This window comes from Enterobacter sp. Lyrl_3, from assembly GCF_051948675.1.
Taxonomy (GTDB): Bacteria; Pseudomonadota; Gammaproteobacteria; order Enterobacterales; family Enterobacteriaceae; genus Enterobacter; species Enterobacter cloacae.
On record NZ_JAYJLI010000015.1, the window covers coordinates 1 to 26,634 of the forward strand.

At 56.2% G+C, this 26,634-nt stretch carries 28 protein-coding genes; 14 read left to right on the forward strand and 14 right to left on the reverse strand.

Annotation, left to right across the window (positions count from 1 at the left end; translation table 11 throughout):
- Positions 1-33: 33 nt before the first annotated feature.
- The 8 genes from proX to VF709_RS20010 all read right to left on the reverse strand — a co-directional run bounded on the left by proX (position 34) and on the right by VF709_RS20010 (position 7,934).
- Complete coding sequence (gene proX / locus VF709_RS19975; RefSeq protein WP_013098425.1) at positions 34-1,029, reverse strand: glycine betaine/L-proline ABC transporter substrate-binding protein ProX; 996 nt, start codon at positions 1,027-1,029, stop codon at positions 34-36.
- 9 nt (positions 1,030-1,038) lie between these two features.
- On the reverse strand, positions 1,039-2,103 hold the full coding sequence (gene proW / locus VF709_RS19980; RefSeq protein WP_013098424.1) for a glycine betaine/L-proline ABC transporter permease ProW: 1,065 nt from the start codon (positions 2,101-2,103) through the stop codon (positions 1,039-1,041).
- Positions 2,096-3,298 (reverse strand): glycine betaine/L-proline ABC transporter ATP-binding protein ProV, encoded by a 1,203-nt coding sequence (proV, locus tag VF709_RS19985; protein ID WP_440232207.1) that lies wholly within the window; start codon positions 3,296-3,298, stop codon positions 2,096-2,098. Before proV ends, proW begins: the two co-directional genes overlap by 8 nt.
- A gap of 333 nt (positions 3,299-3,631) precedes the next feature.
- Positions 3,632-4,591, reverse strand: coding sequence for a class 1b ribonucleoside-diphosphate reductase subunit beta (nrdF, locus tag VF709_RS19990; RefSeq protein ID WP_013098422.1), 960 nt, complete (start codon positions 4,589-4,591; stop codon positions 3,632-3,634).
- Between the two features lie 9 nt (positions 4,592-4,600).
- Positions 4,601-6,745 carry a class 1b ribonucleoside-diphosphate reductase subunit alpha gene (gene nrdE / locus VF709_RS19995; protein WP_149896937.1) on the reverse strand — a complete coding sequence of 715 codons (2,145 nt, stop codon included), beginning with the start codon at positions 6,743-6,745 and terminating at the stop codon, positions 4,601-4,603.
- Positions 6,718-7,128, reverse strand: a complete 411-nt coding sequence (gene nrdI / locus VF709_RS20000) for a class Ib ribonucleoside-diphosphate reductase assembly flavoprotein NrdI (protein ID WP_029883717.1) — start codon at positions 7,126-7,128, stop codon at positions 6,718-6,720. The genes nrdE and nrdI overlap by 28 nt, the downstream gene beginning before the upstream one ends.
- Positions 7,125-7,364 (reverse strand): glutaredoxin-like protein NrdH, encoded by a 240-nt coding sequence (gene nrdH / locus VF709_RS20005; RefSeq protein ID WP_095908163.1) that lies wholly within the window; start codon positions 7,362-7,364, stop codon positions 7,125-7,127. Before nrdH ends, nrdI begins: the two co-directional genes overlap by 4 nt.
- Positions 7,365-7,607: 243 nt before the next feature.
- Positions 7,608-7,934: a DUF883 domain-containing protein gene (locus VF709_RS20010; RefSeq protein ID WP_029883716.1), complete on the reverse strand. Its 327-nt coding sequence runs from the start codon at positions 7,932-7,934 to the stop codon at positions 7,608-7,610.
- Positions 7,935-8,094: 160 nt separating this feature from the next.
- Here VF709_RS20010 and VF709_RS20015 point away from each other — a divergent pair, with 160 nt between their 5' ends.
- Complete coding sequence (locus VF709_RS20015) at positions 8,095-8,439, forward strand: DUF2002 family protein (protein WP_013098417.1); 345 nt, start codon at positions 8,095-8,097, stop codon at positions 8,437-8,439.
- Positions 8,440-8,471: 32 nt separating this feature from the next.
- Here the strand turns inward: VF709_RS20015 and alaE are convergent, their stop codons facing one another.
- The gene (gene alaE, locus VF709_RS20020; protein WP_013098416.1) at positions 8,472-8,921 is read right to left on the reverse strand and encodes an L-alanine exporter AlaE; all 450 of its coding nucleotides are present in this window, start codon (positions 8,919-8,921) and stop codon (positions 8,472-8,474) included.
- A gap of 479 nt (positions 8,922-9,400) precedes the next feature.
- Here alaE and stpA point away from each other — a divergent pair, with 479 nt between their 5' ends.
- The gene (gene stpA, locus VF709_RS20025) at positions 9,401-9,805 is read left to right on the forward strand and encodes a DNA-binding protein StpA (protein ID WP_013098413.1); all 405 of its coding nucleotides are present in this window, start codon (positions 9,401-9,403) and stop codon (positions 9,803-9,805) included.
- A 38-nt stretch (positions 9,806-9,843) separates the two neighbouring features.
- Here the strand turns inward: stpA and VF709_RS20030 are convergent, their stop codons facing one another.
- Both VF709_RS20030 and VF709_RS20035 read right to left on the reverse strand, forming a co-directional pair.
- Entirely contained in the window at positions 9,844-10,023 is a 180-nt protein-coding gene (locus VF709_RS20030; protein ID WP_013098412.1) for a hypothetical protein, read from the reverse strand.
- A gap of 79 nt (positions 10,024-10,102) precedes the next feature.
- Complete coding sequence (locus VF709_RS20035; RefSeq protein WP_038986134.1) at positions 10,103-10,624, reverse strand: rhodanese family protein; 522 nt, start codon at positions 10,622-10,624, stop codon at positions 10,103-10,105.
- Positions 10,625-10,802: 178 nt separating this feature from the next.
- Here VF709_RS20035 and VF709_RS20040 point away from each other — a divergent pair, with 178 nt between their 5' ends.
- On the forward strand, positions 10,803-10,961 hold the full coding sequence (locus VF709_RS20040; protein WP_013098410.1) for a YqaE/Pmp3 family membrane protein: 159 nt from the start codon (positions 10,803-10,805) through the stop codon (positions 10,959-10,961).
- Here the strand turns inward: VF709_RS20040 and VF709_RS20045 are convergent.
- Positions 10,958-11,887 (reverse strand): LysR substrate-binding domain-containing protein, encoded by a 930-nt coding sequence (locus VF709_RS20045; protein WP_020684930.1) that lies wholly within the window; start codon positions 11,885-11,887, stop codon positions 10,958-10,960. The two genes, VF709_RS20040 and VF709_RS20045, sit on opposite strands and share 4 nt — an antisense overlap.
- A 318-nt stretch (positions 11,888-12,205) precedes the next feature.
- Here VF709_RS20045 and VF709_RS20050 point away from each other — a divergent pair, with 318 nt between their 5' ends.
- From VF709_RS20050 to VF709_RS20075, 6 genes are all read left to right on the forward strand, one after another.
- On the forward strand, positions 12,206-12,811 hold the full coding sequence (locus tag VF709_RS20050; RefSeq protein ID WP_014832999.1) for an ankyrin repeat domain-containing protein: 606 nt from the start codon (positions 12,206-12,208) through the stop codon (positions 12,809-12,811).
- Positions 12,812-12,917: 106 nt separating this feature from the next.
- Positions 12,918-14,459 (forward strand): acyl-CoA synthetase FdrA, encoded by a 1,542-nt coding sequence (fdrA, locus tag VF709_RS20055; RefSeq protein ID WP_095428026.1) that lies wholly within the window; start codon positions 12,918-12,920, stop codon positions 14,457-14,459.
- The gene (locus VF709_RS20060; RefSeq protein WP_013098406.1) at positions 14,459-15,874 is read left to right on the forward strand and encodes a DUF1116 domain-containing protein; all 1,416 of its coding nucleotides are present in this window, start codon (positions 14,459-14,461) and stop codon (positions 15,872-15,874) included. Before fdrA ends, VF709_RS20060 begins: the two co-directional genes overlap by 1 nt.
- Positions 15,875-15,885: 11 nt before the next feature.
- A complete protein-coding gene (locus tag VF709_RS20065) occupies positions 15,886-17,466 on the forward strand; it encodes a xanthine permease (RefSeq protein WP_040023525.1) in 1,581 nt (526 codons plus the stop codon).
- Positions 17,463-18,419, forward strand: a complete 957-nt coding sequence (locus VF709_RS20070; RefSeq protein ID WP_013098404.1) for a carbamate kinase family protein — start codon at positions 17,463-17,465, stop codon at positions 18,417-18,419. The genes VF709_RS20065 and VF709_RS20070 overlap by 4 nt, the downstream gene beginning before the upstream one ends.
- Before the next feature lies 1 nt (position 18,420).
- Complete coding sequence (locus VF709_RS20075) at positions 18,421-19,800, forward strand: amidohydrolase family protein (RefSeq protein WP_013098403.1); 1,380 nt, start codon at positions 18,421-18,423, stop codon at positions 19,798-19,800.
- Positions 19,801-19,895: 95 nt separating this feature from the next.
- Here VF709_RS20075 and VF709_RS20080 read toward each other — a convergent pair whose 3' ends face one another.
- A complete protein-coding gene (locus tag VF709_RS20080) occupies positions 19,896-20,816 on the reverse strand; it encodes a LysR substrate-binding domain-containing protein (RefSeq protein WP_013098402.1) in 921 nt (306 codons plus the stop codon).
- Between the two features lie 215 nt (positions 20,817-21,031).
- Between VF709_RS20080 and VF709_RS20085 the strand changes: the two genes are divergently transcribed.
- From VF709_RS20085 to VF709_RS20100, 4 genes are read left to right on the forward strand one after another with little or no spacing between them, the layout of a single operon-like run.
- A complete protein-coding gene (locus VF709_RS20085; protein WP_058660441.1) occupies positions 21,032-22,363 on the forward strand; it encodes an MFS transporter in 1,332 nt (443 codons plus the stop codon).
- 35 nt (positions 22,364-22,398) lie between these two features.
- Positions 22,399-23,148 (forward strand): SDR family NAD(P)-dependent oxidoreductase, encoded by a 750-nt coding sequence (locus tag VF709_RS20090; RefSeq protein ID WP_023620857.1) that lies wholly within the window; start codon positions 22,399-22,401, stop codon positions 23,146-23,148.
- Positions 23,149-23,160: 12 nt separating this feature from the next.
- Positions 23,161-24,006: a transketolase gene (locus tag VF709_RS20095; protein ID WP_013098399.1), complete on the forward strand. Its 846-nt coding sequence runs from the start codon at positions 23,161-23,163 to the stop codon at positions 24,004-24,006.
- Positions 24,006-25,004 (forward strand): transketolase family protein, encoded by a 999-nt coding sequence (locus VF709_RS20100; RefSeq protein ID WP_201749379.1) that lies wholly within the window; start codon positions 24,006-24,008, stop codon positions 25,002-25,004. The genes VF709_RS20095 and VF709_RS20100 overlap by 1 nt, the downstream gene beginning before the upstream one ends.
- A 37-nt stretch (positions 25,005-25,041) precedes the next feature.
- On the opposite strand, the gene VF709_RS20105 is transcribed toward VF709_RS20100, so the two are convergent.
- Positions 25,042-25,644, reverse strand: coding sequence for a short chain dehydrogenase (locus tag VF709_RS20105; RefSeq protein ID WP_094916252.1), 603 nt, complete (start codon positions 25,642-25,644; stop codon positions 25,042-25,044).
- A 97-nt stretch (positions 25,645-25,741) separates the two neighbouring features.
- On the opposite strand from VF709_RS20105, the gene VF709_RS20110 reads away from it, so the two are divergent.
- Positions 25,742-26,629: a LysR family transcriptional regulator gene (locus tag VF709_RS20110; protein WP_045294753.1), complete on the forward strand. Its 888-nt coding sequence runs from the start codon at positions 25,742-25,744 to the stop codon at positions 26,627-26,629.
- Positions 26,630-26,634 lie beyond the last annotated feature (5 nt).

Sequence of the window (26,634 nt, forward strand, 5' to 3'; positions counted from 1 at the left end):
AACGATTAAGAGAGCCGGGGTGAGGGGAAAAACTTACTTCTGCGCCTCAAGCGCTTCCTTCACCCAGCCATCAAACTGCTGCTGGTGGGCTTTAATCCAGCCGTCAACGTGGCCCTTCACATCCGCCTCAGACGATTTGCCCGCGTGCATCATCGCATTCTGGGCGTTGATGTCCGCCAGCGGCAGCTTCATTACCGAGAACAGTTTGGCGGCGGCCGGGTTTTTCTCCGCCCAGGCTTTGTTGGCGACGATATGCATCGTATTCACCGGGAAGCCATAGTTCATGCCGTTCGGCAGTTTGGTGTCGATATCTTTCTGCTCACCCGGCAGGGAGGAGAACGGCACCTGCAGCCACACCACATCTTTACCCGGCTTCAGCACGTCGCTCACCCAGTACGGGGTCCAGGTGTAATAAATCACCGGTTTGCCCTCTTTAAAGCGGGCGATGGTGTCGGCCATCATCGCTGAGTAGTTGCCGTGGCTCACGTCGACGGTTTTCGCCAGACCGTACGCTTTGTTCTGGTGGTTAATCACCGCTTCACAACCCCAGCCCGGCGAGCAGCCCATCATATCGGCTTTGCCGTCGCCGTTAGTGTCGAACAGTTTGGCGATCTTCGGATCTTTCAGCTGCTCAATATTGGTGATGTGGTACTGGTCGGCGGTTTTCTTGTCGATCAGATAACCCTGCGCCGCACCGGTCACGAAGGTGCCTTCACGGTAGAACTTCTTATCACCGCCAGCCGCGGCGTACATATCGTCGTGCAGCGGCTGCCAGTTGACGGCAGTGAAGGTCGCATCACCGGAGGCAATCGAGGTGTAGCCGACGTTGTAATCCACTTCGCTCGGCGTATTGACCGTATAACCCAGCTTCTCCAGCGCGCGGCTGACGATAAGCGTCTGGAAGCTCTCTTCCGAAATGGTGCTCTGCACCGGCTGCACGGTAATGCCTTTACCCGGCAGGTCCGCGGCGAATGCGCTGGTGGAGACAAGGGTGGCAAACGCTGTGGCAAAAAGTACCTTATGTCGCATCGTTGTTCCTTATTTTCTGAATGGGCGGGTGAGTAACCCGACAGGGCCGGTGGTATACCAGCGACGGTTGCCGCGACTGCGTGAATCACGACCGACAGCCTGGGTCAGGCGGTCAAGAATAATGGCGAGGATCACAATGCCCACGCCGCCGACGGTCGCCAGCCCCATATCGAGGCGGCCAATACCGCGCAGTACCATCTGACCCAGCCCGCCAACGGCAATCATCGAGGCGATCACCACCATCGAGAGCGCCAGCATCAGCGTCTGGTTAACCCCCGCCATGATGGTAGGCATTGCCAGCGGGAGCTGAACCTTAAACAGCATCTGCCGCGGGCTGGCACCGAACGAACGGGAGGCCTCAATCAGATCCGCAGGCACCTGGTTAATCCCGAGTATTGTCAGACGAATAATCGGCGGCAGGGCGAAGATAATGGTCACCACCACGCCCGGCACGTTGCCGATACCGAACAGCATCACGATGGGCACCAGATAAACGAACGCTGGCGTGGTTTGCATCGCATCCAGCAGCGGACGAACAATCTTCGCCGCCCGTGGGCTGCGCGCCAGCCAGATCCCCGTAGGCAATCCAATGACAATGCAGAAGAGCAGGGCGGTCAGCACCAGCGCCAGGGTGATCATCGCCTGCGACCACGCGCCAATGGCACCAATCGCAATCAACGAGATCAGCGTGGCGATCCCCATACCTGCACTACCAAACTGCCAGGCGATCAGCGAGAACAGCACAATCGCCACCGGCGCGGGCATGCCCAGCATCAGTTGCTGGAAGCCGTTGAGGATGTAATCCACCGGAACGCGGATCCCCTGGAAGACGGGACGGAAATGGGTAACCACCCAGTCGATCCCCTCCGTTACCCAGCTGTCCAGGGGGATCAGCGTTTTGTGGAACGGATCCATAATATTGAAATGTTCTGGTGCCGGTGCTGGCGCATTATTGAGCCAGTCTGCCGCGCCACCGCCATCGGCCGGTGCTGGCGTGGAACCCCACGCATCGGCAGATTGCGCAGCGCTGTCTGCTGCCTCTGTGGTGCCCCACGGGTTAGATTGATCAGCCATGGTTTGCCCCCTCGCGATCTAAAGCCTGCAGCAACATCCGTTTTGAGATGATGCCGACGTACTGTTGTTCTTCACCAATAACCGGCACGGCACAGGGTGCCTGGCCGACGTGAGAGAGCAACTCGCTGAGCGGCGTTTCGGCATCCACGGCAAGCGGAGCGTCAATTAACGCCGCATCAATTCCCTGGTTTTCGCTGAGCGCGGTTTTGAGAGAATCGATGGAGACAACGCCGACAAATTTATTGCCGCGTTCAACCAGATAACCGTATTCACGGTCTTCGTCCTGCAGAAGCTTAAGGGCAGAGCGCGGACCGAAACCCGGTGTTTTACGAATAATGCCGTTCGGGGTACGACGGGCAATATCTTTGGCGCTAAACACCTGGCTAATATCCACGCCGCGGAAGAAGGTCCGCACATAATCATTTGCCGGATTATTCAGAATTTCATCCGGTGTACCGACCTGCACCACTTCGCCATTTTGCATAATGGCAATGCGGTCGCCAATACGCATGGCTTCATCGAGATCGTGAGAAATAAAGACAATGGTGCGCTGGTGTCTCGCCTGTAATTTTACCAGCTCATCCTGCATCTCGGTGCGAATTAAGGGATCAAGCGCCGAGAAGGCTTCATCCATTAATAAAATATCGGGATTGATGGCTAATGCGCGGGCTAAACCTACACGCTGACGCATGCCGCCGGAAAGCTCATCCGGATACGCATGGGCATAATTTTCCAGCCCCACCTGGCGCAATGCATCAAGCGCTTTTTCCTGACGTTCGCTGGCGGCAACGCCCGCTAATTCCATACCAAAGGCGGTATTATCCAGTACCGTCATATGCGGCATCAGGGCGAACGACTGGAAGACCATCGCAATCTTTTTTCTGCGCACCTCGCGGAGTTCGGCATCTGATATTTGGGCAATGTCTACACCATCAATCAGGACCTGCCCACGGGTGGGTTCAATCAGGCGATTGAGAAGGCGAACCATAGTGGATTTACCCGAACCGGATAACCCCATGATGACAAAAATCTCGCCTTCTTCAATGGCCAGACTGGCGTCTTTAACGCCAAGCGATAGCCCGGTTTTTTCCAGAATTTGCTCTTTCGAATGGCCTTTTTCAATATATTTGAATGCGCGCTGCGGATGCTCGCCAAATATTTTATAAAGATTCTTCACTTCTAATTTAATTGCCATGCAATAGAGAGTGTCCTGTTATTTGTTTATGTCGATATGATTACCATGGTAAATTGTTAACGGGCATAACCCTAACATACTCAGATTCTGAGGCAACCCTGGGTTTGCTTATGGGTTGAATTTTGCAGTAAGCGAAACGGCTGAATTTCCCATGAGTAAAGGGCTGAGCGCGATCTGAATTTTTGTGAATTTTTTGCTGCGCCATCGGGAGAATTCGCCTGGATCGGAGTGATTCAGGCGAATATGTCGTGGAGATGACAGTGTAGCTGAAGGAGAAATATCCGGAAGGAAATTGGAATATTTATATTTAATTAATGAACGTTAAGGCGATCATTAAAAATCCCAGTCCTCATCTTCTGTTTCCACCGCTTTACCCATCACATACGATGAGCCGGACCCGGAAAAGAAGTCGTGGTTTTCGTCAGCGTTGGGGGAGAGCGCCGCCAGAATTGCCGGGTTCACGTCGGCCATTTCGGGCGGGAACAAAGCCTCGTAGCCGAGGTTCATCAGCGCCTTATTGGCGTTGTAACAGAGGAAGGCTTTTACCTCCTCTTCCCAGCCGGTTCCGGCGTAGAGCTCTTCGGTATAGCTCAGTTCGTTATCATAGAGATCCATCAGCAAATCAAGGGCAAATCCTTTTAGCTCCTCGCGTCTGACATCACTGACTTTCTCCAGCCCTTTCTGGTACTTATAGCCGATGTAATACCCGTGCACCGCTTCATCCCGGATAATGAGGCGAATGAGATCGGCGGTGTTGGTGAGTTTGCCGCGGCTCGACCAGTACATCGGCAGCCAGAAGCCGGAGTAGAAGAGGAATGATTCCAGAAACACGCTGGCGATTTTCTTCTTCAGCGGCTCATCGGCCTGATAATAATCCAGCACCAGGTTGGCCTTGCGCTGCAGTGACTCGCTCTCTTCACTCCAGCTGTAGGCCGCATCCACATCTTTGGTCTGGCACAGCGTCGAGAAGATCGAACTGTAGGAGCGGGCGTGCACCGCTTCCATAAAGCTGATGTTCGACATCACCGCCTCTTCGTGCGGCGTCAGCGCATCGGCCATCAGCGCGGGGGCGCCAACGGTATTCTGGATGGTGTCCAGCAGCGTCAGACCGGTAAAGACGCGGATTGTCAGCTGCTGCTCGGCATGACTCAGGGTTTGCCAGGCCGGAATATCGTTAGAAAGCGGCACTTTTTCCGGCAGCCAGAAGTTGCTGGTCAGGCGGTTCCACACCTCCAGGTCCTTATCATCCTGAATGTGGTTCCAGTTAATCGCACTCACGCGTGACAGTTTCATCCTTTCTCCTTACAGCGCGCAGGACACGCAGCCTTCGATTTCGGTGCCTTCCAGCGCAAGCTGGCGCAGGCGAATGTAATAGAGCGTTTTAATGCCTTTCTTCCAGGCATAAATCTGTGCTTTGTTGATATCCCGCGTGGTGGCCGTGTCCGGGAAGAAGAGCGTCAGCGACAGGCCCTGATCCACGTGCCGGGTTGCTTCGGCGTAGGTATCGATGATTTTTTCCGGGCCAATTTCATACGCGTCCTGATACAGCGCCAGGTTCTCATTGGTCATAAACGGGGCGGGGTAGTAGACGCGCCCGGTTTTGCCCTCCTTGCGGATCTCAATTTTCGACACAATCGGGTGAATGCTCGACGTGGCGTGATTAATATAGGAGATAGAGCCGGTGGGCGGCACCGCCTGCAGGTTCTGGTTATAGATGCCGTGGCGCATCACATCGTCACGCAGCTGCTGCCACATTTCGCGCGTGGGCAGAACGATCCCGGCGCGGGCAAACAACGCGCGCACTTTCTCCGTTTTCGGCTGCCAGTCGCCCTCCAGGTACTGACTGAAATATTCCCCGCTGGCATAGCGCGACTGCTCAAAGCCCGCGAAGCGCTGGTTGCGCTCGCGCGCCAGCATCATTGAGGTGTGCAGCGCATGCCAGGTGATGGTGTAAAAATAGAGGTTGGTGAAATCCAGCCCTTCCGGGCTGCCGTAGGCGATGCCTTCCCGCGCCAGATAGCCGTGCAGGTTCATCTGGCCCAGGCCGATGGCGTGTGACGCGGCGTTGCCTGCCTCAATGGACGGCACGCTGCGGATATGACTCATGTCTGATACTGCCGTCAGGCCGCGAACTGCCGTGTCGACCGTACGGCCAAAATCAGGTGAATCCATGGTGTGGGCAATATTCAGCGACCCGAGGTTGCAGGAGATATCTTTGCCGATGTCGGCGTAGTCCAGATTCTCGTCATAAGTGGACGCGCTGTTGACCTGCAAAATCTCCGAACAGAGGTTGCTCATGTTGATGCGCCCGGCAATCGGGTTCGCACGGTTTACCGTGTCTTCATACATGATATACGGGTAGCCGGACTCAAACTGAATTTCGGCAAGCCGCTGGAAGAAATCGCGGGCGTTGATGTATTTTTTGCGAATGCGATCGTCGGCAACCAGCTCGTCGTAAAGCTCGCTTATCGCCACGTCGCCAAACGCTTTGCCGTAAATTCGCTCAACGTCATACGGCGAGAACAGCGCCATGTCGGCATTCTCTTTGGCGAGCTTAAAGGTGATATCCGGGATCACCACGCCGAGCGACAGGGTTTTGATACGGATTTTTTCGTCGGCGTTTTCGCGTTTGGTATCCAGAAAACGCAGAATGTCCGGGTGGTGGGCGTGCAGGTAGACCGCCCCGGCCCCCTGACGCGCGCCAAGCTGGTTGGCGTAGGAGAAGGCATCTTCCAGCATCTTCATCACCGGGATCACGCCGGATGACTGGTTCTCAATGCGCTTAATTGGCGCACCCGCTTCACGCAGGTTAGACAGTAAAAACGCCACGCCGCCGCCGCGTTTGGACAACTGCAGCGCCGAATTCACCGCGCGGCCAATCGACTCCATATTGTCTTCTATACGCAGAAGGAAACAGGAGACCAGCTCGCCGCGCTGGGCCTTGCCGCAGTTAAGGAAGGTCGGGGTGGCTGGCTGGAAGCGCCCGGAGAGGATCTCTTCCGTCAGCTGTTCAGCCAGGGCTTCATCGCCCTGGGCCAGTGTCAGCGCCACCATCACCACGCGATCCTCAAAGCTTTCAAGATAGCGTTTGCCGTCAAAGGTTTTCAGGGTGTAGCTGGTGTAATACTTCCAGGCGCCCAGAAACGTCTGGAACCGAAAACCGCTGGCGTGGGCCCGCTCAAATAACCTGACCACAAAGGCGTGGTCGTAACGGGAGAGCACGCGTTCTTCGTAATACCCTTCGTTGACCAGGTAGTCGAGACGCTCATCCTGGCTGGCGAACGTCACGCTGTTTGGACGGACATGGGCGGCAAAAAAGGCGTCCACGGCGTCATGATCTTTACCAAACTGGATGCGCCCCTCGCGATCGTAGAGGTTAAGCATCGCGTTTAAGGCGTGGTAGTCCGGTGTCGCCTGCATTACGCGTTCTGCGGTTGTCGTTGCCAAAATTCGTTCACTCCTTTACGCACGTTCTCTACGTCCTGCTGAGTCCCCATCAGTTCAAAGCGATAGAGATACGGCACGCCGCATTTTTGAGAGATGACATCCCCGGCGCGACCAAAGGCGTCGCCGAAATTACGATTGCCCGCCGCAATCACGCCGCGAATAAGCGCGCGGTTATGGGGATCGTTGAGAAAGCGGATCACCTGACGCGGTACCGCACCTGCCGTACCGCCGCCGCCATAGCTGGGAACCACCAGAATGTAAGGGTCGTCTACCTGAATACGCTCCCGCTCGTTGAGCGGAATGCGCACCGCAGGCAGCCCGACGCGCTCAATAAAGCGGAGCGTGTTTTCCGAGCTGCTGGAGAAGTAGACCAGCCCACTCATGCCCTTGCGGCCTGCGCGGCGAGGCGGTTAATCATGTCCGGGCGAAAGCCAGACCAGCTGGTTTCCCCGGCCACCACCACTGGCAGCTGGCGAAATCCCTGGGCACGCAGAGTATCGGCAGCCTCGGGCACCAGATCGATATTCACCATCTCAAAGTCCACCCCGCGGCTTTCCATAGCGCGTTTGGTCGCGTGGCACTGAACACAATTGTTACGAGTGTAAATAATAATGCTCATGATTCGTATTTCCATTTAAAATGAGAGAACGGCGCGAAGCATCGCGTCAGGTTGTGTGTGTCTTGCTAAAGGGAATACTAGATGTAGTTGTACTAAGTTTCAACCATACAAGATATGGGAAATTCAGATTGATGGTGCCCCAATGATGAGCACAGCGGGGCAGGGCAGGCTGCACGGGTTTTTCAGGCTTTCAGGCAAAGAAAAGCCCCGGCGCCAGAGGCAACCGGGGCTGATAACGCGCGCTTACTTACGCAGGCTAAGCAAGGCACCAACAAAAATACCTACCGCCGCGACCGTACCCAGGGTACACAGCGGTTTTTCACGAACAAAGGTGGTGGCGCAACTTGCCATGTCGCAGGCAGCCTGGGTGGCACGAGAGCGGCCATGCATCCGGGCGCGTGTTTCACGCAGCAGAGACTGAGCCTTACGTTTTGCGGCCTCCGCATCGTCCTTCGCATCGGAGCCCCAGGATTTCAGCACCTCCTCCAGCGTGTCCGCTAATCTGCTGACATCATTACGAATATCCTGAGCGTCGTCGTTAATATCGTTTTGGTTCGGTCTGTTAAACATACGATCCTCCATAATTTTGTCTTCCGGTTTAGTTTAGTTCAGAAATTTAATATCTGAAGCGAGTCACGACTCATCAGGTCGTTTATGGAATATTCTGAAAGCCCTGCTAATGCTGAATACTGTAAGGTTGCCGGGCAGGAAAAGATAACGAGGAAAAGATATGTATTTACGACCGGATGAGGTGGCGCGCGTTCTTGAAAAAGCGGGATTCACCATGGATGAAGTGACGCCAAAAGCGTATGGCTATCGCCGTGGCGAGAATTATGTTTACGTGAATCGTGAAGCCAGAATGGGGCGTACCGCTCTTATTATTCACCCGACGCTGAAAGACAGAAGTCTGTCATTTGCTGAGCCTGCCTCGGATATTAAAACCTGCGATCACTACCAGCAGTTTCCGCTCTATTTAGGCGGCGAGACGCACGAGCATTATGGTATTCCGCATGGTTTTAGCTCGCGTATGGCGCTGGAGCGGTTTCTGAAGGGACTGTTTGGCGACGCACAATAATACTGCGACTGGCATACGCCAGTCGCTTCATATCAGGCTTTTGCCTGGCTGTACTGGCTGACCCTGAACAGGCGGCGACAGTAGTCGAGGAAATAGCCATACACCGCGCCCATCAACATCGAAATCACGATATTTGAGCTCACCGCTGCGGCAATCTGATGCCAGTCTGCCCCCACCGTCAACAGGATCGCCACATACACAGGCGACTGAAACGTCACATAGGCCAGCACATCTGCCAGGTTTTTCATCCAGCCAGACGGGCTGATGCGGCGGGCGAAGCGCATCACGGCATCACGGTATAAGCCGTAAGGCCAGGCGATAATAATGTTCACCGGGATCGCTACCAGACGCGAAGAAAGTGACTGCTCGAAGGTCATTCCGGAGAGGAATATTTCAATCAGCATGTTCACGACGGAACAGTAGACAACCATCGCGAAAGTATCCGCTACCGCGTGGCGCAGGCGAGATTGCGGTGAGAACATGGCTGAGCTCCTTGAGACGCACAAAAGTAATGATCTTAGTGATTTGGGTTGGTTTGGTTGACGTGTATAGCGTATCCTTCTGGCTTTAAACTAACAACTAGTGTTAAATTTTTATTTATTCGCGTTTTTTCCACAAAATCCTCTAAAGATGATGGTTTTTTGCTCGCTTCGTTATTTTCTTTCTCGTCCTGTTTTTTGATGGGCAAAATCAACAAGTTGCTTGCAATGCGTGGGCGGCGACCGTGCGACACGCAGCGCGCAGCGTACCCTCCTGTGATTTGCCTTAAAACCGACCGTTTATGTTGTTATGAATGTTTATTAAAAGCAGCGCGACAACGCGATATCCGGATAATATAAGCGGCGTCTTTAAAAATATTTACAATAATGACAAAAAGCGTCGATGGGTGGATATTATGTTTGAAATGAATTATTCTTCGCTTTGATTTTACGACTCACCACAAAAAAGGTTTTCAAATAATATGTCTTTGACGTTACAGAATCTTAATAATATCCGAACTCTGCGCGCCATGGCGCGTGAATTATCCCTGGACGTTCTTGAGGAAATGCTGGAAAAAGTCAGGGTCGTTGCTGAAGAGAAACGTAGTGAGCAGGCGGAATTAGAGCAACAGCGCGCTGAGCAGCAGGAAAAAATTAATGCTCTGCTGGAACGGATGAAAGCCGATGGTATTTCACCGTCCGATCTGCTGGGTGTAGAGCTGGCGCATGCGGGTAAATCGGCGAAAAAACGTAAGCCGCGTGAAGCAAAATATCGCTTTATTGACCAGAACGGTGAAGAGAAAACGTGGACCGGTCAGGGCCGCACGCCGAAGCCTATTGCCAATGCGCTGGAAAACGGCAAATCACTGGATGATTTTCTGATCTAATGCGTGAGCCGGGCGGAAGACTCCGCCCGGTTGTCTGTTTAGCAGACGCCAAAATCACCGTCTTCGGTGTACAGCGCAACTTCCGCTGCCTTCAGGGTATATTTCTCGCCCTGCTCATTGCTGGCCTGAACGGCCACAATGCTATCCCCATTCACTTCTAGCACTTTCAGTTTCGGGCCGCCCTGACGCGGTTGCACATAATCACCGACAGAAAACATAGAACCTCCTCATCGTTTTAGCGATCTTCACTGTAGCCCACGTCACACGCCGGGTACAGCAGGGTTCATCGATTACTGCTTATGAGGTATGTCTGTTCCACGGCATCACCTTGAGCAGTCTTGCCATGCCGCAAAATCCGGTCAGGCCAGCAAACAGAAGCCCGGCCCCGACAAAACCGCTCAGCAGGAAGAAGCCGCTGGAGAGCGTATAGCCCAGCACCACGCCGCACAGAATCAGCAGCCCGGCAGCAATTTGCACCTGACGCATCAGCGGCAGCGGCTGGGATTTATCTTCTACGGTCGGCAGTCCGGCCTGTTTCCAGCCCTGAATACCGCCCTCGACCACCAAGGCCTGAGCAGGCGACGCCGCCTGGGCAAGACGTGCGGCATTGTTTGATGTTCTGGCCCCGGACTGGCAGTGAAAAATCACCGTTTCACCCGCCCCGGCGTTCAGTGCGCCGGGTAAGGTGTCCAGCGGCACGGACTGTGCGGCGGGAATATGCTCGCGGGCATATTCGTCAGGATCGCGAATATCAATCAGCTTTGCGCCGTCATCAATAAGCGCGTTTGCCTGCTGTGGCGTAATCAGAGGAAGAGACATGGTGTTTCCTTACAGTCGTGTTTTATGTAGTAGAGCATTTAAAGAAGGATTTAAGCCAGTGTAAAGAGGGTAAAGGCAGGTAAAAGCGCGCCAGCCGAATGGCAGTTACCCGTAAACTGGCTACGCTTAGAGATGTCTCTTTTATAATTTTCAATTGGTTAGCTTGCACGGAGTCTTTATGGGTTTTTGGCGTGTTGTTTTTACGATTATTCTCCCGCCGCTGGGCGTACTGCTTGGCAAGGGACTGGGCTGGGCGTTTATCCTGAATATCCTTCTGACCATACTGGGCTACTTCCCTGGACTTATCCACGCGTTTTGGGTTCAGACAAGAAACTAGGTGCGCCACAGTAAGTCGCTGTAGATCCCGGTCAGTACGCCCTGCGGGCCGAACTGCTGTTTGATCCAGCGCGTGACCTGGCCGGTCGCCGCATGCTGCGTGGCAAGCAGCATGCGCGAATCCTGACGCGGGTTATTGATGCGTCGTGTCACCAGCAGCCCGTCCGCTACGGCCTCCCGGGCCATGTATTCCGGTAAAAAACCGATCCCTTCCCCCAGAATCTGACACTGGCATTTGGTGTTAAAATCCGGCACCAGAATCGCCTCCTGCCCGTGCAGCAGCCAGCCGACCTTCTTATTAATGGTGTGCGCGGTGTCCTCCACCATGATGTTCGGGTAGAGGCGCAGCTGGCTTTCCGCGATCGGTTCCGGGACAAACGCCAGCGGGTGTTCCGGCGCGATGGCGAATACCCAGCGAATAGCGCCAATCTCCGTATAATCAATGCCGCCGCCGTCAAGAAGCGTATCCGGCGCGCCAATCGCGATATTGGCCTGGTTATTGATGATTGAGTCCCAGACGCCGTTATAGACCTCCGTGGTGACGGTGATCTGGCAGGTGGGAAACTGCTTTTTCAGCACCTGCAGCAGCCGCGCGGTATGGCGTGGGGTATACAAAAGCTGATTGATGCAGATGCGTACCCGCGCCTCGATGCCCTGAGAGATGGTGTCTATCCCGCGCCTGATGGCATAGAAATCGTTCAGCAGATCGGTAGCCTTGCGGTAAAAGTAAAAGCCGGACTCGGTCAACTCAATGCTGCGGGTGTTACGCACAAACAGCACCACGTCCAGCCCGGTCTCCATTCGTTTGATGGTGTAACTGATGGCCGACGTGGTCACACCCAGCTCGGCGGCGGCTTTGCTGAAACTGCCAAAACGCGCCGCCGTGGTGAAGGCCAGCAGATTCTCTTCAGTAAAGATGGAATTCATATTACGGCTCCGGGTTACCATCAGTTTTGAACATATTTTAACAGCGGCGCAACAACGCATTTGACGGCGGTCACAGTTCTGATGTTTAGCTACAAGCCTTGTTATGCAAGGCTTCTTTGGTCATAAGGAAAATGCCGTGAATGGCCTGAAAAAACGCTTACCCATAAGAAAAAGGTTGCACAGACGCACGTTTTGGCTGAACCGTTGAATTTAACTCAACAATGAATTGACTGTCGATGAATGATTTTTAAGCGGATTCTTTTCTGAAAGGGCTGTTGCTATTCTCAGGTCATCAGCAACACACCATCGGGAGTCTGTATGTCTGCGAACGAACTTGTGACGGAATTTTTACTGGCGGCAGAGCAGGGTAATGTCGACGCGCTAAAAGCCTGCCTGGAGAAAGGTGTCGATATTAACGCCACCAACCGTCAGAAAAGAACCGCCATTGTTATTGCCAGCCTGAAAAAACATTACCCCTGTGTCGCATTATTAATTGACGCCGGTGCGGATATAGATAAACAGGACCAGACCTGTTTTAACCCCTTCCTGATCAGCTGCCTGACCAATGATTTAACCCTGCTGCGGCTTGTTCTGCCCGCCAACCCGGATCTGGACCGTCTGACGCGCTTCGGCGGAGTGGGGATTACGCCCGCCAGTGAGAAAGGACATGTGGAAATTGTCCGCGAGTTGCTGGAAAAGACCGATATCAACGTTAATCACACCAACTTCGTCGGCTGGACGCCGCTGCTGGAAGCCATTGTCCTGAATGACGGCGGCCCGAAACAGCAGGCGATCGTGAAGCTGCTGCTGGACCACGGTGCGAATCCGCACATGACCGATAAATACGGTAAAACCCCGCTCGAACTGGCGCGGGAAAAAGGCTACCACGCGATAGCTGACCTGCTGCTGGCGGCGGGCGCGTAATTTATTCGGCCAGCCTGTTTCCGGCTGGCCCCCATTTCAAACGTATTTTTCCGACGTGCATTTTGCACGACGGCGGCCCCCTTTTATCCGCATTCAGGAGAAAATAATGCCCACAAAAATCGTGATTAAAAAGAACACGTATTTTGACTCCGTCTCATTAATGTCCGTTTCCACCAAAGCCAATAAATTGCCAGGCGTTGAACAGGCGTTTGTGGCGATGGCGACGGAAATGAACAAAGGCGTATTAAAAAATCTCGGGCTGTTAACGCCGGAATTAGAGGATGCGAAAAACGGCGATCTGATGATCGTCATTAAAGGCGACGCGGCCAATGATGAAACCCTGGCGGCGATTGAAGCGTTATTCACCCGAAAAGAGAGCGTGGGCACCCATGAAGCACGCTACGCGACTCTGGCCAGCGCGAAAGCCCACCGTCCCGACAGTAACCTGGCGGTGATTTCAGTAAACGGCATGTTTGCGGCACGCGAAGCGCGCAAGGCGCTTGAAAACGATCTCAACGTGATGCTCTTTTCCGATAACGTATCCCTCGACGATGAGCTGGCGCTCAAGCAACTGGCGCATCAGAAAGGGCTGCTGATGATGGGGCCAGACTGCGGCACCGCTATTATCAACGGCGCAGGACTGTGCTTCGCCAACGCCGTACGCCGCGGGTCGATAGGCATTGTCGGGGCGTCCGGCACCGGTAGCCAGGAGCTGAGCGTGCGCATTCATGAATTTGGCGGCGGGGTATCGCAGCTGATTGGCACCGGCGGGCGCGATCTCAGTGAAAAAATCGGCGGTCTGATGATGCTCGACGCCATCGACATGCTGGAGGCCGACGATGCCACCCAGGTCATCGCGCTGATCTCCAAACCGCCAGCGCCAGCGGTGGCAGAAAAGGTGCTGGCGCGTGCCCGGGCCTGTCGCAAACCCGTCATCGCCTGTTTCCTTGGTCGCAACGAACCGCCCGCAGATGAAGACGGTCTGCAGTTCGCCCGTGGCACCAAAGAGGCGGCCCTGAAGGCCGTGCTGCTCACCGGTATCAACAAAGCGTCCCTTAACCTGCATCCGCTCAACTGGCCCCTGATTGAAGAGGTGCGCGCCCGTCTCACTCCGCAGCAGAAATACATTCGCGGTCTGTTCTGTGGCGGCACCCTGTGTGATGAAGCGATGTTCGCCGCGCTTGAGAAGTACGACGACGTCTACAGCAACATTCAGCCCGATCCGGCGAAACGCCTGCGCGACATTAACGTCAGCCAGGCTCACACCTTCCTCGATTTTGGGGATGACGATTTCACCAACGGCAAACCGCACCCGATGATCGACCCGACCAACCGCATCAGCCGCCTGCTGCAGGAGGCGCGCGATCCGGAAGTGGGCGTGATTGTGATGGACTTCGTGCTGGGCTTTGGCGCGCATGAGGATCCGGTCGGCGTGATGCTCGATGCCATTAAAGAGGCGCAGGCGATTGCGAAAGCCGATAACCGTCCGCTGGAGATCCTCGGCTACGTGTTGGGCACCGACCAGGATCCCCAGTCGCTGGCGCAGCAGTGTCAGCTTTTGACCGATGCCGGCGTGATCTGGGCCAGCAGCAGTACTAACACCGGATTACTGGCACGCGAATTTGTCTGCAAAGGGGAGAACGCCTGATGACCACCTTATTCAACCAACCGCTGAACGTCATTAACGTCGGTATTGCGCTGTTCAGTGACGATCTTAAAAAACAGCACGTCCCCGTCACCCAGCTCGACTGGGCACCGCCGGGGCAGGGCAATATGCAGATCGTCGAAGCGCTCGACCAGCTGGCCGCGGAGCCGCTGGCAGAGAAGATCGCTGCCGCCAACAAGATTGCGCTGGAGCGCATCATTCAGTCCCACCCGGTGCTGGTGGGGTACGACCAGGCGATTAACGTTGTGCCGGGGATGACCCGTACCACCATTCTGCATGCCGGTCCTCCGGTGAGCTGGGAAAATATGTGTGGCGCGATGAAAGGCGCTGTCACCGGCGCGCTGGTGTTTGAAGGGCTGGCGAACGATCTGGAGGAGGCGGCAAGGCTGGCGGCTTCAGGCGACATCACCTTCTCGCCGTGCCACGAGCACGACTGCGTGGGCTCGATGGCGGGCGTTACCTCCGCGTCGATGTTTATGCATATCGTTGAGAACAAAACCTACGGCAACCGCGCCTACACCAACCTTAGCGAGCAGATGGCGAAGATCCTGCGCATGGGCGCCAACGACCAGAGCGTCATTGACCGTCTGAACTGGATGCGCGATGTGCTTGGCCCGATGCTGCGCGACGCCATGAAGATTATCGGCGAAATCGATCTGCGCCTGATGCTGGCCCAGGCGCTGCACATGGGTGACGAATGCCACAACCGCAACAACGCGGGCACCACACTGCTGATCCAGGCGCTGACGCCGGGGCTGATCCAGGCGGGCTATCCGGTGGCGCAGCAGCGCGAGGTATTTGAGTTTGTCGCCAGCAGCGACTACTTCTCCGGCCCGACGTGGATGGCGATGTGTAAGGCCGCGCTGGACGCCGCCCACGGCATTGAGTACAGCACCGTGGTCACCACCATGGCGCGTAACGGTTACGAGTTTGGTCTGCGCGTCTCTGGCCTGCCAGGGCAGTGGTTCACCGGCCCGGCGCAGCAGGTAATTGGCCCGATGTTCGCGGGTTACAAGCCGGAAGACTCCGGGCTGGATATCGGCGACAGCGCCATCACGGAAACCTACGGTATCGGCGGCTTTGCGATGGCGACGGCCCCGGCGATTGTCGCGCTGGTGGGCGGTACGGTGGAAGAAGCCATCGACTTCTCCCGCCAGATGCGCGAAATCACCCTCGGTGAAAACCCGAACGTCACCATTCCGCTGCTGTCGTTTATGGGCATTCCAACCGCCATCGACATCACCCGAGTCGCAGGCAGCGGCATTCTGCCGGTTATCAATACCGCCATTGCCCACAAAGACGCCGGTATTGGCATGATTGGCGCGGGCATTGTGCACCCGCCGTTTAGCTGTTTTGAAAAGGCGCTGTTGACCTTCCGCGATCGCTACTTTTTATAAGGCAAGCATCCATGAAAAACATGAAACTGGAGTGGAAAAGAGGTGACTGGGCGGCATATTTCGGGTTGATGACCAACAACCTGACCAATTTGCTGACCATGATGGGGTTGCTCATTTTTGTCGTCGGCATCCCGAAGGAGATTGTTTATGGACGCATCGCGCCGGCCTTCGGGCTGGCGGTGCTGGTGGCGAGCGTCTGCTACGCGTGGTTTGGCCTGCAGATGGCGCGCGCCACCGGACGAACGGACGTCACCGCGCTGCCGTCTGGCCCGAGCGCGCCGTCGATTTTTACCGTTACTTTTCTGGTCCTGATGCCGGTCTACCAGCAAACCGGTGACGCGGATTTTGCCATTCAGATCGGTCTGGTGTGGTGCTTTGTCGAGGCGATGATTCTGGCGGGCGGCTCTTTCCTGGGGGAGACCATCCGCAAGATGATCCCGCGTACCGTGCTGCTCTCGTGTCTGTCGGGCCTGGGCCTGCTGTTGCTGGCGATGAACCCGATGCTGCAGGCGTTTGAAGCGCCCACCGTGTCGTTCATTGTGCTGCTGCTGATCTTCATTAACTGGTTCGGCAAAAAACCAATCTTCGCCAGGATCCCGACCGGTCTGCTGTTGTTGATTGCTGGCACGGTGTTAGCGTGGATCTCCGGCCTGCAAAGCCCGGAGGCAATCAAAGCCTCGATGTCCTCTTTCGGCTTTAACCCGCCCGAAGTGCATGTAGAAGGTTTCCTGCAGGGCTTGCCGCACGCGCTGCCGTACCTGGCGTCTGCCGTGCCGCTGGGGCTGGCGAACTACATCTTCGACCTGGAAAACATTGAAAGCGCCCACGCGGCGGGAGACGAGTACCCGACCCGCAAGGTAATGCTGGCGAACGGCCTGGCCTCCATGCTCGGCTGCCTGATGGGCAATCCGTTCCCGGTGACGGTCTATGTGGGTCATGCGGGCTGGAAAGCGATGGGCGCCAGCATCGGCTACACGCTGGCCTCCGGCGTGACCATGTTTATCGTGCCGCTGTTCGGGCTGGGGGCGTTTATGCTCGCCATCATTCCGATGACCGCCATCGTGCCGATCCTGGTGTTTATCGGCGTTGTCACCGCCAACCAGGTCGTGAGGGAAACGCCCAAAGTGGAGGTGCCCGTGATTTTCATCTGCCTGTTCCCGTGGATCGCCAACTGGGCGTTGACCATGATGAACAGCGTGATGGGCGCGGCGGGCACCAGCGCGGCGAAAATCGGCACCGACGTGCTGCACAGTAAAGGAATCTACTACGAGGGGCTGGTGCATCTGGGCAGCGGCGCACCGCTCGCCAGCATGCTGTGGGGCTGCATCGCCATCTTCGCCATTATCAACAAACCGCTGCGCGGGGCCATTGCCGCCGCCGGTGGCGCGCTGCTGGCGCTGTTTGGCGTGATCCACGCCCCGGTGGTGGGCTTTGCCGAAGGCAGTTCGCTGATGTTTGTGACGGCGTATCTGATGATGGGCGGCATGTTTGTGGTGAAGCATGTGCTGGATATCTCTGTTAATCCCCCTCTCCCTGTGGGAGAGGGCCGGGGTGAGGGCACCAGAACGCACCTTCTAAAGGAAACAAAATGAAAGAGCTTATGGTCGTCGCCATTGGCGGCAACAGCATTATCAAAGATAACGCCAGCCAGTCGGTTGAACATCAGGCGCAGGCGGTAAAGGCGGTGGCAGAGTCGGTGCTGGAGATGCTGGCCTCGGACTATGACATCGTGCTTACCCACGGCAACGGCCCCCAGGTGGGGCTGGATCTCCGCCGCGCTGAAATTGCCCACGAGCGGGAGGGACTGCCGCTCACGCCGCTGGCCAACTGCGTGGCGGATACGCAGGGCGGTATCGGCTACCTGATCCAGCAGGCGCTTAACAACCGCCTGTCTGCGCGCGGTGAGCAAAAAGCGGTCACCGTTGTCACTCAGGTGGAGGTGGATAAAAACGATCCGGGCTTTAGCCACCCGACCAAGCCCATCGGCGCGTTCTTCAGCGAAGCGCAGCGCGATGAACTGCAGCAGGCGCATCCGGACTGGCACTTTGTTGAGGATTCTGGCCGGGGCTATCGTCGCGTGGTGGCGTCGCCGCAGCCGTTACGCATTGTTGAAGCCGATGCCATCAAAACCCTGACGCAAAAAGGCTTTGTGGTGATTGGCGCGGGCGGCGGCGGTATTCCGGTGGTGCGCACTGAGCAGGGCGATTACCAGAGCGTTGACGCGGTAATTGATAAAGATCTCTCCACCGCGCTGCTGGCGCGCGAGATCCGCGCCGACGTACTGGTGATCACCACCGGGGTCGAAAAAGTGTGCATCCACTTTGGCAAGCCGAACCAGCAGGCGCTGGACACGGTGAGCGTGGCGCAGATGACGCGTTACAAAGACGAGGGCCATTTCCCGGCGGGCAGCATGCTGCCCAAAATCGTCGCCTCGCTGGAATTTTTACGCCATGGCGGCAAGCGCGTGATCATCACCTCGCCAGACTGCCTGCCCGCCGCGCTGCGCGGGGAAACCGGTACCCATATTGTTAATGAAGGAAGATAAGATGAGTGAAAATAAAAGCCGCCGTGAATTCATCAGCCAGAGCGGCAAAATGGTCACCGCCTGCGCGCTGTTTGGCGCGACCGGCTCCGTCGCGTATGCTGCCGATTCCGCAAAACCAACCTGCGAGACGGGCAAACCGATGAACATCACCGCTAAACACTACTACCTGGACAACGTGCTGCTGGAGGCCGGATTTAACGTCGATGGCGGCGTGGCGACCAGCACCCGCACCGAGCTGAAAACGCTGGAGATCAAAGACGGGAAAATTGTCGCCCTGCGGGATAACAAAAGTCACGCGGACGCCACCCTGCCGCACTATGACGCAGGCGGCAAGCTGATGCTCCCGGCGATGCGCGATATGCACATTCACCTGGATAAAACCTTCTACGGCGGCCCGTGGCGTTCGCTCAACCGCCCGGCGGGTACAACCATTCAGGATATGATCCGCCTTGAGCAGAAGTTGCTCCCCGAACTCCAGCCTTATACCCAGGAGCGCGCCGAAAAGCTGATCGATCTGATCCAGTCGAAAGGCTCCACCCTCGCCCGCAGCCACTGCAATATTGAGCCAGTCTCGGGCCTGAAGAATCTCGAGAACCTGCAGGCGGTGCTGGCGCGCCGCAAGCCCGGATTTGACTGCGAGATCGTGGCGTTTCCACAGCACGGCCTGCTGCTGTCGAATTCCGAAAAGCTGATGCGCGAGGCGATGCAGGCCGGGGCGCACTACGTGGGCGGGCTGGACCCAACCAATGTTGACGGGGCGATGGAGAAATCTCTCGACACCATGTTCCAGATTGCGCTGGATTATGACAAAGGGGTGGATATTCACCTGCACGAAACCAGCCCGGCGGGCGTGGCGGCGGTGAACTACATGGTCGAAACCGTGGAGAAAACCCCGCAACTGAAGGGCAAACTGACCATCAGCCACGCCTTTGCGCTGGCCACGCTCAACGAGCAGCAGGTGGATGAGATTGCCACCCGCATGGCGGCGCAGCAGGTGACTATCGCCTCCACCGTACCCATCGGCACCCTGCACATGCCGCTGAAGCAGCTGCGCGATAAAGGCGTGTTTGTGATGACCGGCACCGACAGCGTAATCGACCACTGGTCACCGTACGGTTTAGGGGACATGCTGGAAAAAGCGAATCTCTACGCCCAGCTCTATATCCGTCCTAATGAGCAGACGCTGTCCCGCGCTTTAGGTATTGCGACCGGTGACGTGCTGCCGCTGAACGACAAAGGTGAACGCGTCTGGCCGAAAGCGCAGGACGACGCCAGCTTTGTGCTGGTGGACGCCTCCTGTTCCGCCGAGGCGGTGGCGCGCATTTCACCGCGCACCGCGACCTTCCATAAGGGGAACCTTGTCTGGGGCACGGTGGGTTAATGTGCATTTTTCCCTCTCCCGGTGGGAGAGGGTTGGGGGGAGGGCAACAGGCCGCAGATTTTGTAGGTCGGGTAAGGCGAAACCGCCACCCGACGTTACAGATGATACCCCGACAGCCGCAGCTCCCGGTCAATCCACTCAACGAACTGCTGGATCTTCCACGCGCGTTCATGCATATGCGGCATTACCAGATGATGTGCGTTAATGGCGATCCCCATCTCATCTGGCAGTACCTGCACCAGTGAGCCATCTTTCAGGTGGTCTGTCGCCATCATTTTGCTCTCAAGGATAAATCCCAGCCCCATGCGCGCCGCTTCAAAGCTCATATAGGAGCGGTCAAAGCTGAGGCTGAAGTTGAGCCAGGGCCTGTCGATATTGTGCCAGGCGAACCATTTTTCCCAGTTCACCAGAGTGCTGGTGGACGAGATGAGTGACTGTTGCAGCAGATCGGTGGGTGTGCTGATGGGGTGTTTTTGCGCATACTCCGGCGAGGCCAGCACCACCAGCGTGTCGTTTTTTATGGTCATCACCCGGTAAGCATCCCAGTCCGGGATACCGTGGCGGATATCAATATCAATATTATCTCTGGCGAACTGCAGATTCTCATAGGAGCAGGTGAGATTGATGGTGATATCGGGATATTCGGCGCGAAACTTACCCAGGCGGCGCAACAGCCATGACAACCCGAAGGTGGGCGAGGAGTGCACCCGAAGCACGGCGTTATCTTTCTCTTTGACGATCTGATCGGTGGCGCGTCCGATGGCGCTCATCGCCGCCGAGACCTCCCGCAGATATTTTTCGCCCGTTGGGGTGAGCTGAACCCCTTTGCCGCTGCGGATGAATAATTTCTTGCCCATCCACGACTCCAGCGACGCGATCTGATGGCTGACCGCGGAGGGGGTGACGTTGAGCTGTTCGGCCGCCTGATGGATGCTCAATGCGTTAGCGACGGCGATGAATGCCTGCAAATTTCTGAGCGAGGGCAGTGATAACGTCTGGCGATCCTGCGCGGACATAGCCTACTCCTGTCATGTTTATTGATAAAAAACATAACATTGAGACGACATGCGGGCAATTTTATCCTGAGGTTATTTTTTTGAGCTGTATCGCGAATCAAATTTATCTCAGCAATAAATGAGGTTTATTGAATGGTGTTTCATTCATGAGCCGATATATTGACCTTGAACGTAAAAATAAAACGACTCACGTTGTTCGAATAATGAGGTAAGTTATGTCTCGTATAGAACATGCTGTCCCCTACATAAACACTAAAAAAACCAATTACCGTTTCGTTGTGCTGGCATTAATTTTTATTGTGTATGCCATTAACTATGCTGACCGAACAAATATTGGTGCAGTACTGCCCTTTATCATTGATGAGTTTCATATTAATAATTTCGAAGCCGGTGCCATCGCCAGTATGTTCTTTTTGGGATACGCATTGAGCCAAATTCCAGCGGGCTTTTTTATCGCCAAAAAGGGTATTCGCGGCATGGTGGCGCTGTCGATATTCGGCTTCTCGGCGTTTACCTGGCTGATGGGCACGGCGACCTCGGTTCTTGGGCTGAAGTTTATTCGTCTGGGGCTGGGGTTAACGGAGGGGCCGTGTCCTGTCGGGCTGGCCTCCACCATCAATAACTGGTTTCCACCCAGGGAGAAGGCCACCGCCACCGGCGTCTACATCGCGGCCACCATGTTCGCGCCGATCCTCGTGCCGCCGCTGGCGGTGTGGATCGCCATGACGTGGGGCTGGCGTTGGGTCTTCTTCTCCTTCGCGATCCCCGGTCTGGTCATTGCCGTTCTGTGGTATCTGCTGGTGCGCACCAGACCATCAGAGAGCGCATTCGTCTCTAAAGCCGAACTGGAGACCATTACTGTGGGTCAGGAGACGCCGGATGCCAGACGGGAAAACATCGTGATTTCACCGGACTTTGCGCGCCTTGACCGCCTGATTCGCGTGCGGGACTTAGCCCCGGTGAGCACGGTAAAAGGGCTGTTTACCTCGAAGAATATCCTCGGCGACTGTCTGGCCTATTTCATGATGGTCAGCGTGCTGTATGGCCTGTTGACGTGGATCCCGCTCTATCTGGTGAAAGAGAAAGGCTTTACGTTTATGAGCATGGGGCTGGTCGCCAGTATGCCGTGCATCGGCGGATTTATCGGGGCGATTTTTGGCGGTTACGTATCCGACAAACTGCTCGGCCGTCGGCGTAAACCGACCATGATGTTTACCGCCATCAGCACCGTGTTAATGATGGTCATCATGCTGAATATTCCGCAAAGCACCGTTGCGGTTTGCGTGGGGCTGTTTTTTGTCGGCCTCTGTCTGAATATCGGCTGGCCTGCTTTTACGGCTTACGGTATGGCCGTTGCGGACAGTAAAACCTATCCGATAGCTGCGTCAATTATCAATAGCGGCGGAAATCTCGGCGGATTTGTTTCCCCGATGCTGGCAGGTTTTCTGCTGGATAAAACAGGAAGTTTTAATTCTGTCTTTATTTATTTCGGTGTTTGTGCAGCGATTGGCCTGTTTGTGATTATGTTGCTGGATGAACCGAAATAAAAAATAAATTCCTTTTACCATAGTGGAGTAAATATATGCTACTGAAAGATAAAGTTGCCGTTATTACCGGCGCGGCTTCTGTACGCGGTTTGGGTTTTGCCACGGCTAAATTATATGCCGGGCAGGGTGCGAAGGTAGTGATTATCGATTTAGATGCTGAGGCCAGTCGGGCAGCGGCGGCGAATCTGGGTGAAGAGCATCTGGGCCTTGCGGCGAACGTCAGCAATGAATTACAGGTCAACGCCGCCATTGAGCAGGTGCTGGGAAAATACGGGCGCATCGATATTCTGGTGAATAACGCCGGTATTACTCAGCCGATTAAGCTGATGGATATTAAACGCGAGAATTACGACGCGGTGCTGGACGTCAGCCTGCGCGGCACGCTGCTGATGTCCCAGGCGGTGATCCCCACCATGCGCGCGCAGAAGTCAGGCAGCATTGTCTGCATTTCATCGGTATCAGCACAGCGCGGCGGCGGTATTTTTGGCGGCCCCCACTACAGCGCAGCTAAAGCAGGTGTGCTGGGCCTGGCGAAAGCGATGGCCCGCGAGCTGGGTCCGGATAACGTACGCGTAAACTGCATTACACCCGGCCTTATCCAGACGGACATCACCGCAGGCAAGCTGAGCGATGAGATGAAAACCGCCATCCTGGCGGGCATTCCGCTTAACCGCCTCGGCGACGCGCAGGATATTGCCCGCGCCGCGCTGTTCCTTGGCAGCGACCTTTCGTCTTACTCCACCGGTATCACGCTCGACGTGAACGGCGGCATGCTGATCCATTAAGGAGACTCGACGATGACGGATACCACAGTTCAACAGGTTGCCGCGGCGGCATGGCGTATTCGCCGCTATGCGCTGCGCATGGGCGAAGTGCAGGGGCAGGGCTACATCGGGCAGGCGCTGGGCTATGCCGACGTACTGGCCACCGCGTTTACCCACGGTATGAACCTCAAGCCGGACGAGCCGGAGTGGGAAGGTCGTGACCGTTTTCTGCTTTCCCACGGTCATTACGCCATTGCCTGTTATGCCGCCCTGATTGAAGCCGGGATCATTCCTGAAGAGGAGCTGGAGACCTACGGCTCGGACGACAGCCGCCTGCCAATGTCCGGTATGGCAACTTACACGCCGGGCATGGAGATCTCCGGTGGTTCGCTGGGGCAGGGGTTAAGTATTGGGGTCGGCATGGCGCTGGGGCTGAAGCACAAGCAGAGCGCGGCATGGGTCGTTAACTCCATGTCGGACGGTGAGCTTGACGAAGGATCAACCTGGGAAGCGGCTATGTCTGCAGCGCACCATGGCCTGTCGAACCTGATCGTGCTGGTGGACATTAACCGCCAGCAGGCAGACGGCAATTCGCACAAGATCCTTGGCTTTGAGCCGCTGGAGGATAAATGGACCTCGTTCGGCTGGTATGTGCAGCGCGTAAATGGCAACGATGTCCCTGCGCTGGTGGCGGCGTTTGATAACGCCAGACGCTATCCGGAAAACCAGCCACGCGTCATTTTGTGCGACACGCTGATGGGCAAAGGTGTGCCTTTCCTCGAACAACGTGACAAGAACCATTTTATTCGCGTGGATGCTGACGAGTGGCAAAAGGCACTCGCCGTGCTGGATGCCAACAAACCTGAAGGAGTGCTGTAATGAGCCAGATAACGGAGAAAAAACCGCGTTTAACCACGTCGGCCATGATTGCCTCTATTGCGGAAGACGGCCAGGAGACGCGCTCTGCACCGTTCGGCCATGCGCTGGTGAAGCTCGCGGAACAGCGCCCGGAAGTTGTCGGTATGACGGCGGATTTGTCGAAATATACCGATCTGCATATCTTTGCCCAGGCGTATCCGGAACGTTTCTTCCAGATGGGGATGGCGGAGCAACTCTTGATGGGCGCGGCCGGGGGAATGGCAAAAGAGGGGTTTATTCCCTTCGCCACGACATATGCGGTCTTTGCCACCCGTCGTGCCTACGATTTTATTCATCAGGTTATCGCCGAAGAGCATCTCAATGTGAAGATATGCGCTGCACTACCGGGGTTAACCACGGGCTACGGTCCGAGCCACCAGGCGACGGAAGATATTGCGATTATGCGAGGTATTCCGGGGATGACCATCATCGATCCCTGCGACGCGATAGACACCGAACAGGCTGTACCGGCGATCGCGGCGCACAATGGGCCGGTGTATATGCGACTGCTGCGCGGCAAGGTGCCGGTGGTGCTGGACCAGTACAATTACCAGTTTACGCTGGGCAAAGCCGCGCTGCTGGAAGAGGGGAGCGACGTTCTGATCATCGCCTCAGGGCTAATGACCATGCGCGCGCTGGAGGCAGCAAAGCAACTGCGTAAGGATAACGTCAGCGTGGCGGTACTGCACTCGCCCACCATTAAACCGCTGGATGAGGAGACCATTCTGGCGCAGGCCGCGAAACCGGGACGGCTGGTTATTGTGGCGGAAAACCACAGCAGCGTTGGCGGGCTGTGTGAGGCCGTCGCGTCGCTGTTAATGCGCAACCGCGTGAACGTGGATTTCGATACCGTCGCATTGCCGGACGCGTTCCTTGATGCGGGGGCGCTGCCAACCCTGCACGACCGCTACGGGATCTCAACCACCGCTATGGTGGAGAAAATCCGAAGCAGGCTCTGATCGTGACGGGGCGAGCGTTCCTCGCCCCTTTCCTGCTTCAGTAACCCACCTTATACACCCGCCCGGTCTGCACCCCTTCCACGCTACGGCGATAGGCTTGCGCCACGGCGGCGGCCGGCACGCTTTCAAAGCCCGGGAAGAAGCCGTCGTACGTTTCGACCGATTCGGTGAGGACCGTCGGGCTTATCAGGTTGATGCGGATCCCGCGCGGCAGCTCGCAGGCGGCAGCGCGAACAAACCCTTCCAGCGCGGCATTCACCGTGGTGGCATTGACGCCCTGCGCGATGGGCTCGTGCGCCACAATCCCGCTAATCAGGGTAATGGAGCCGCCATCGTTCAGGTAGTGCTGGCCGGTCAGCGCCAGACGCACCTGTCCGAGCAGTTTATCCTGTAACCCCTGATTGAAATCGCTGTCTTTCATGGTGGCGAGGGGGCCAAAGTACAACCCGCCGCTGGCGGAGACAATCGCATCCACACGACCGACCTTCTCAAACAGCGCCTGCACGCTCGCCTGTGACGTAATATCCACCTGCTCATCGCCCTGCGTGCGGCCCACGCGGATCACTTCGTGGCGGCGACTGAGCGCCTCCGTTACTGCACGACCGACCGTACCGCTGGCACCAATAATGATGATTTTCATAGCCGACTCCTCATGTTGTGAGCCTGCATTCTTTAATAAATTAAAAGTCGGATAAACTGGGCTAAAGTTAGAAGATTGCTAACCAGAGGTTTGTAATATGGATAAGCTTCGCAGCATGGAAACCTTTATCGCCGTAGTGGAAAGCGGCAGTTTTACCGGGGCGGCCTCCCGGCTGGATATGTCGTCGGTGATGGTGGGGAAGTACATTGCGCTGCTGGAATCCGAGCTTGGCACCCGTCTGCTGGAGCGCAATACGCGACGTCAAAGCCTGACCGACGCCGGGCGGGTCTATTATGACGAGGCGAAGCGGGTGCTGGAGCAGGTGGCCATTGCCGAAAGCGCGGTGGAACGTCTGCGCGCCGCACCGGCGGGCACCCTGCGCGTGACGGCACCTACGTCGTTTGGCGGCTGCGTTATCGCGCCGCTGACCGCCACCTTTCTGCAGCGCTATCCGGCAGTGCGTATCGAACTGGATCTCACTAACCGGATGGTGGATCTGGTGGAAGAGGGGGTCGATCTGGCCATTCGCATTGGTGATATTCGCAATGACGATCTGGTGGCGAAATACCTGTGCCCTTACAACATGGTGATCTGCGCGTCGCCGGATTATCTGGCGCGCCACGGTACGCCGCAAACGCCTGCCGATCTGGTGGACCATCTCTGCCTTTCCCACACGGTATGGACCGCGCGTAACGAATGGCGGTTGCCGGGTGTGGAGGGCGAGGTGCGCTGGAAGCGCGATGCCATTTTACGATGCAACGACGGCTACGGCTTACGCATGGCGGCGCGCGCCGGGGCGGGGCTGCTTCTGCAGCCGGAGGTGCTGGTGGCGGAAGAGCTGGCAAGCGGCAGGCTGGTTCGGGTTCTGGAGCCGTTTACACCCGCGCCGAGGCCGGTGCATTTACTGTGGCGTCAGGATTTACGTCCCCTCCCGAAGCTAACGGAATTTATTGCTCATATTCTGCTAAGATTGGGCACAATATAAAAAAG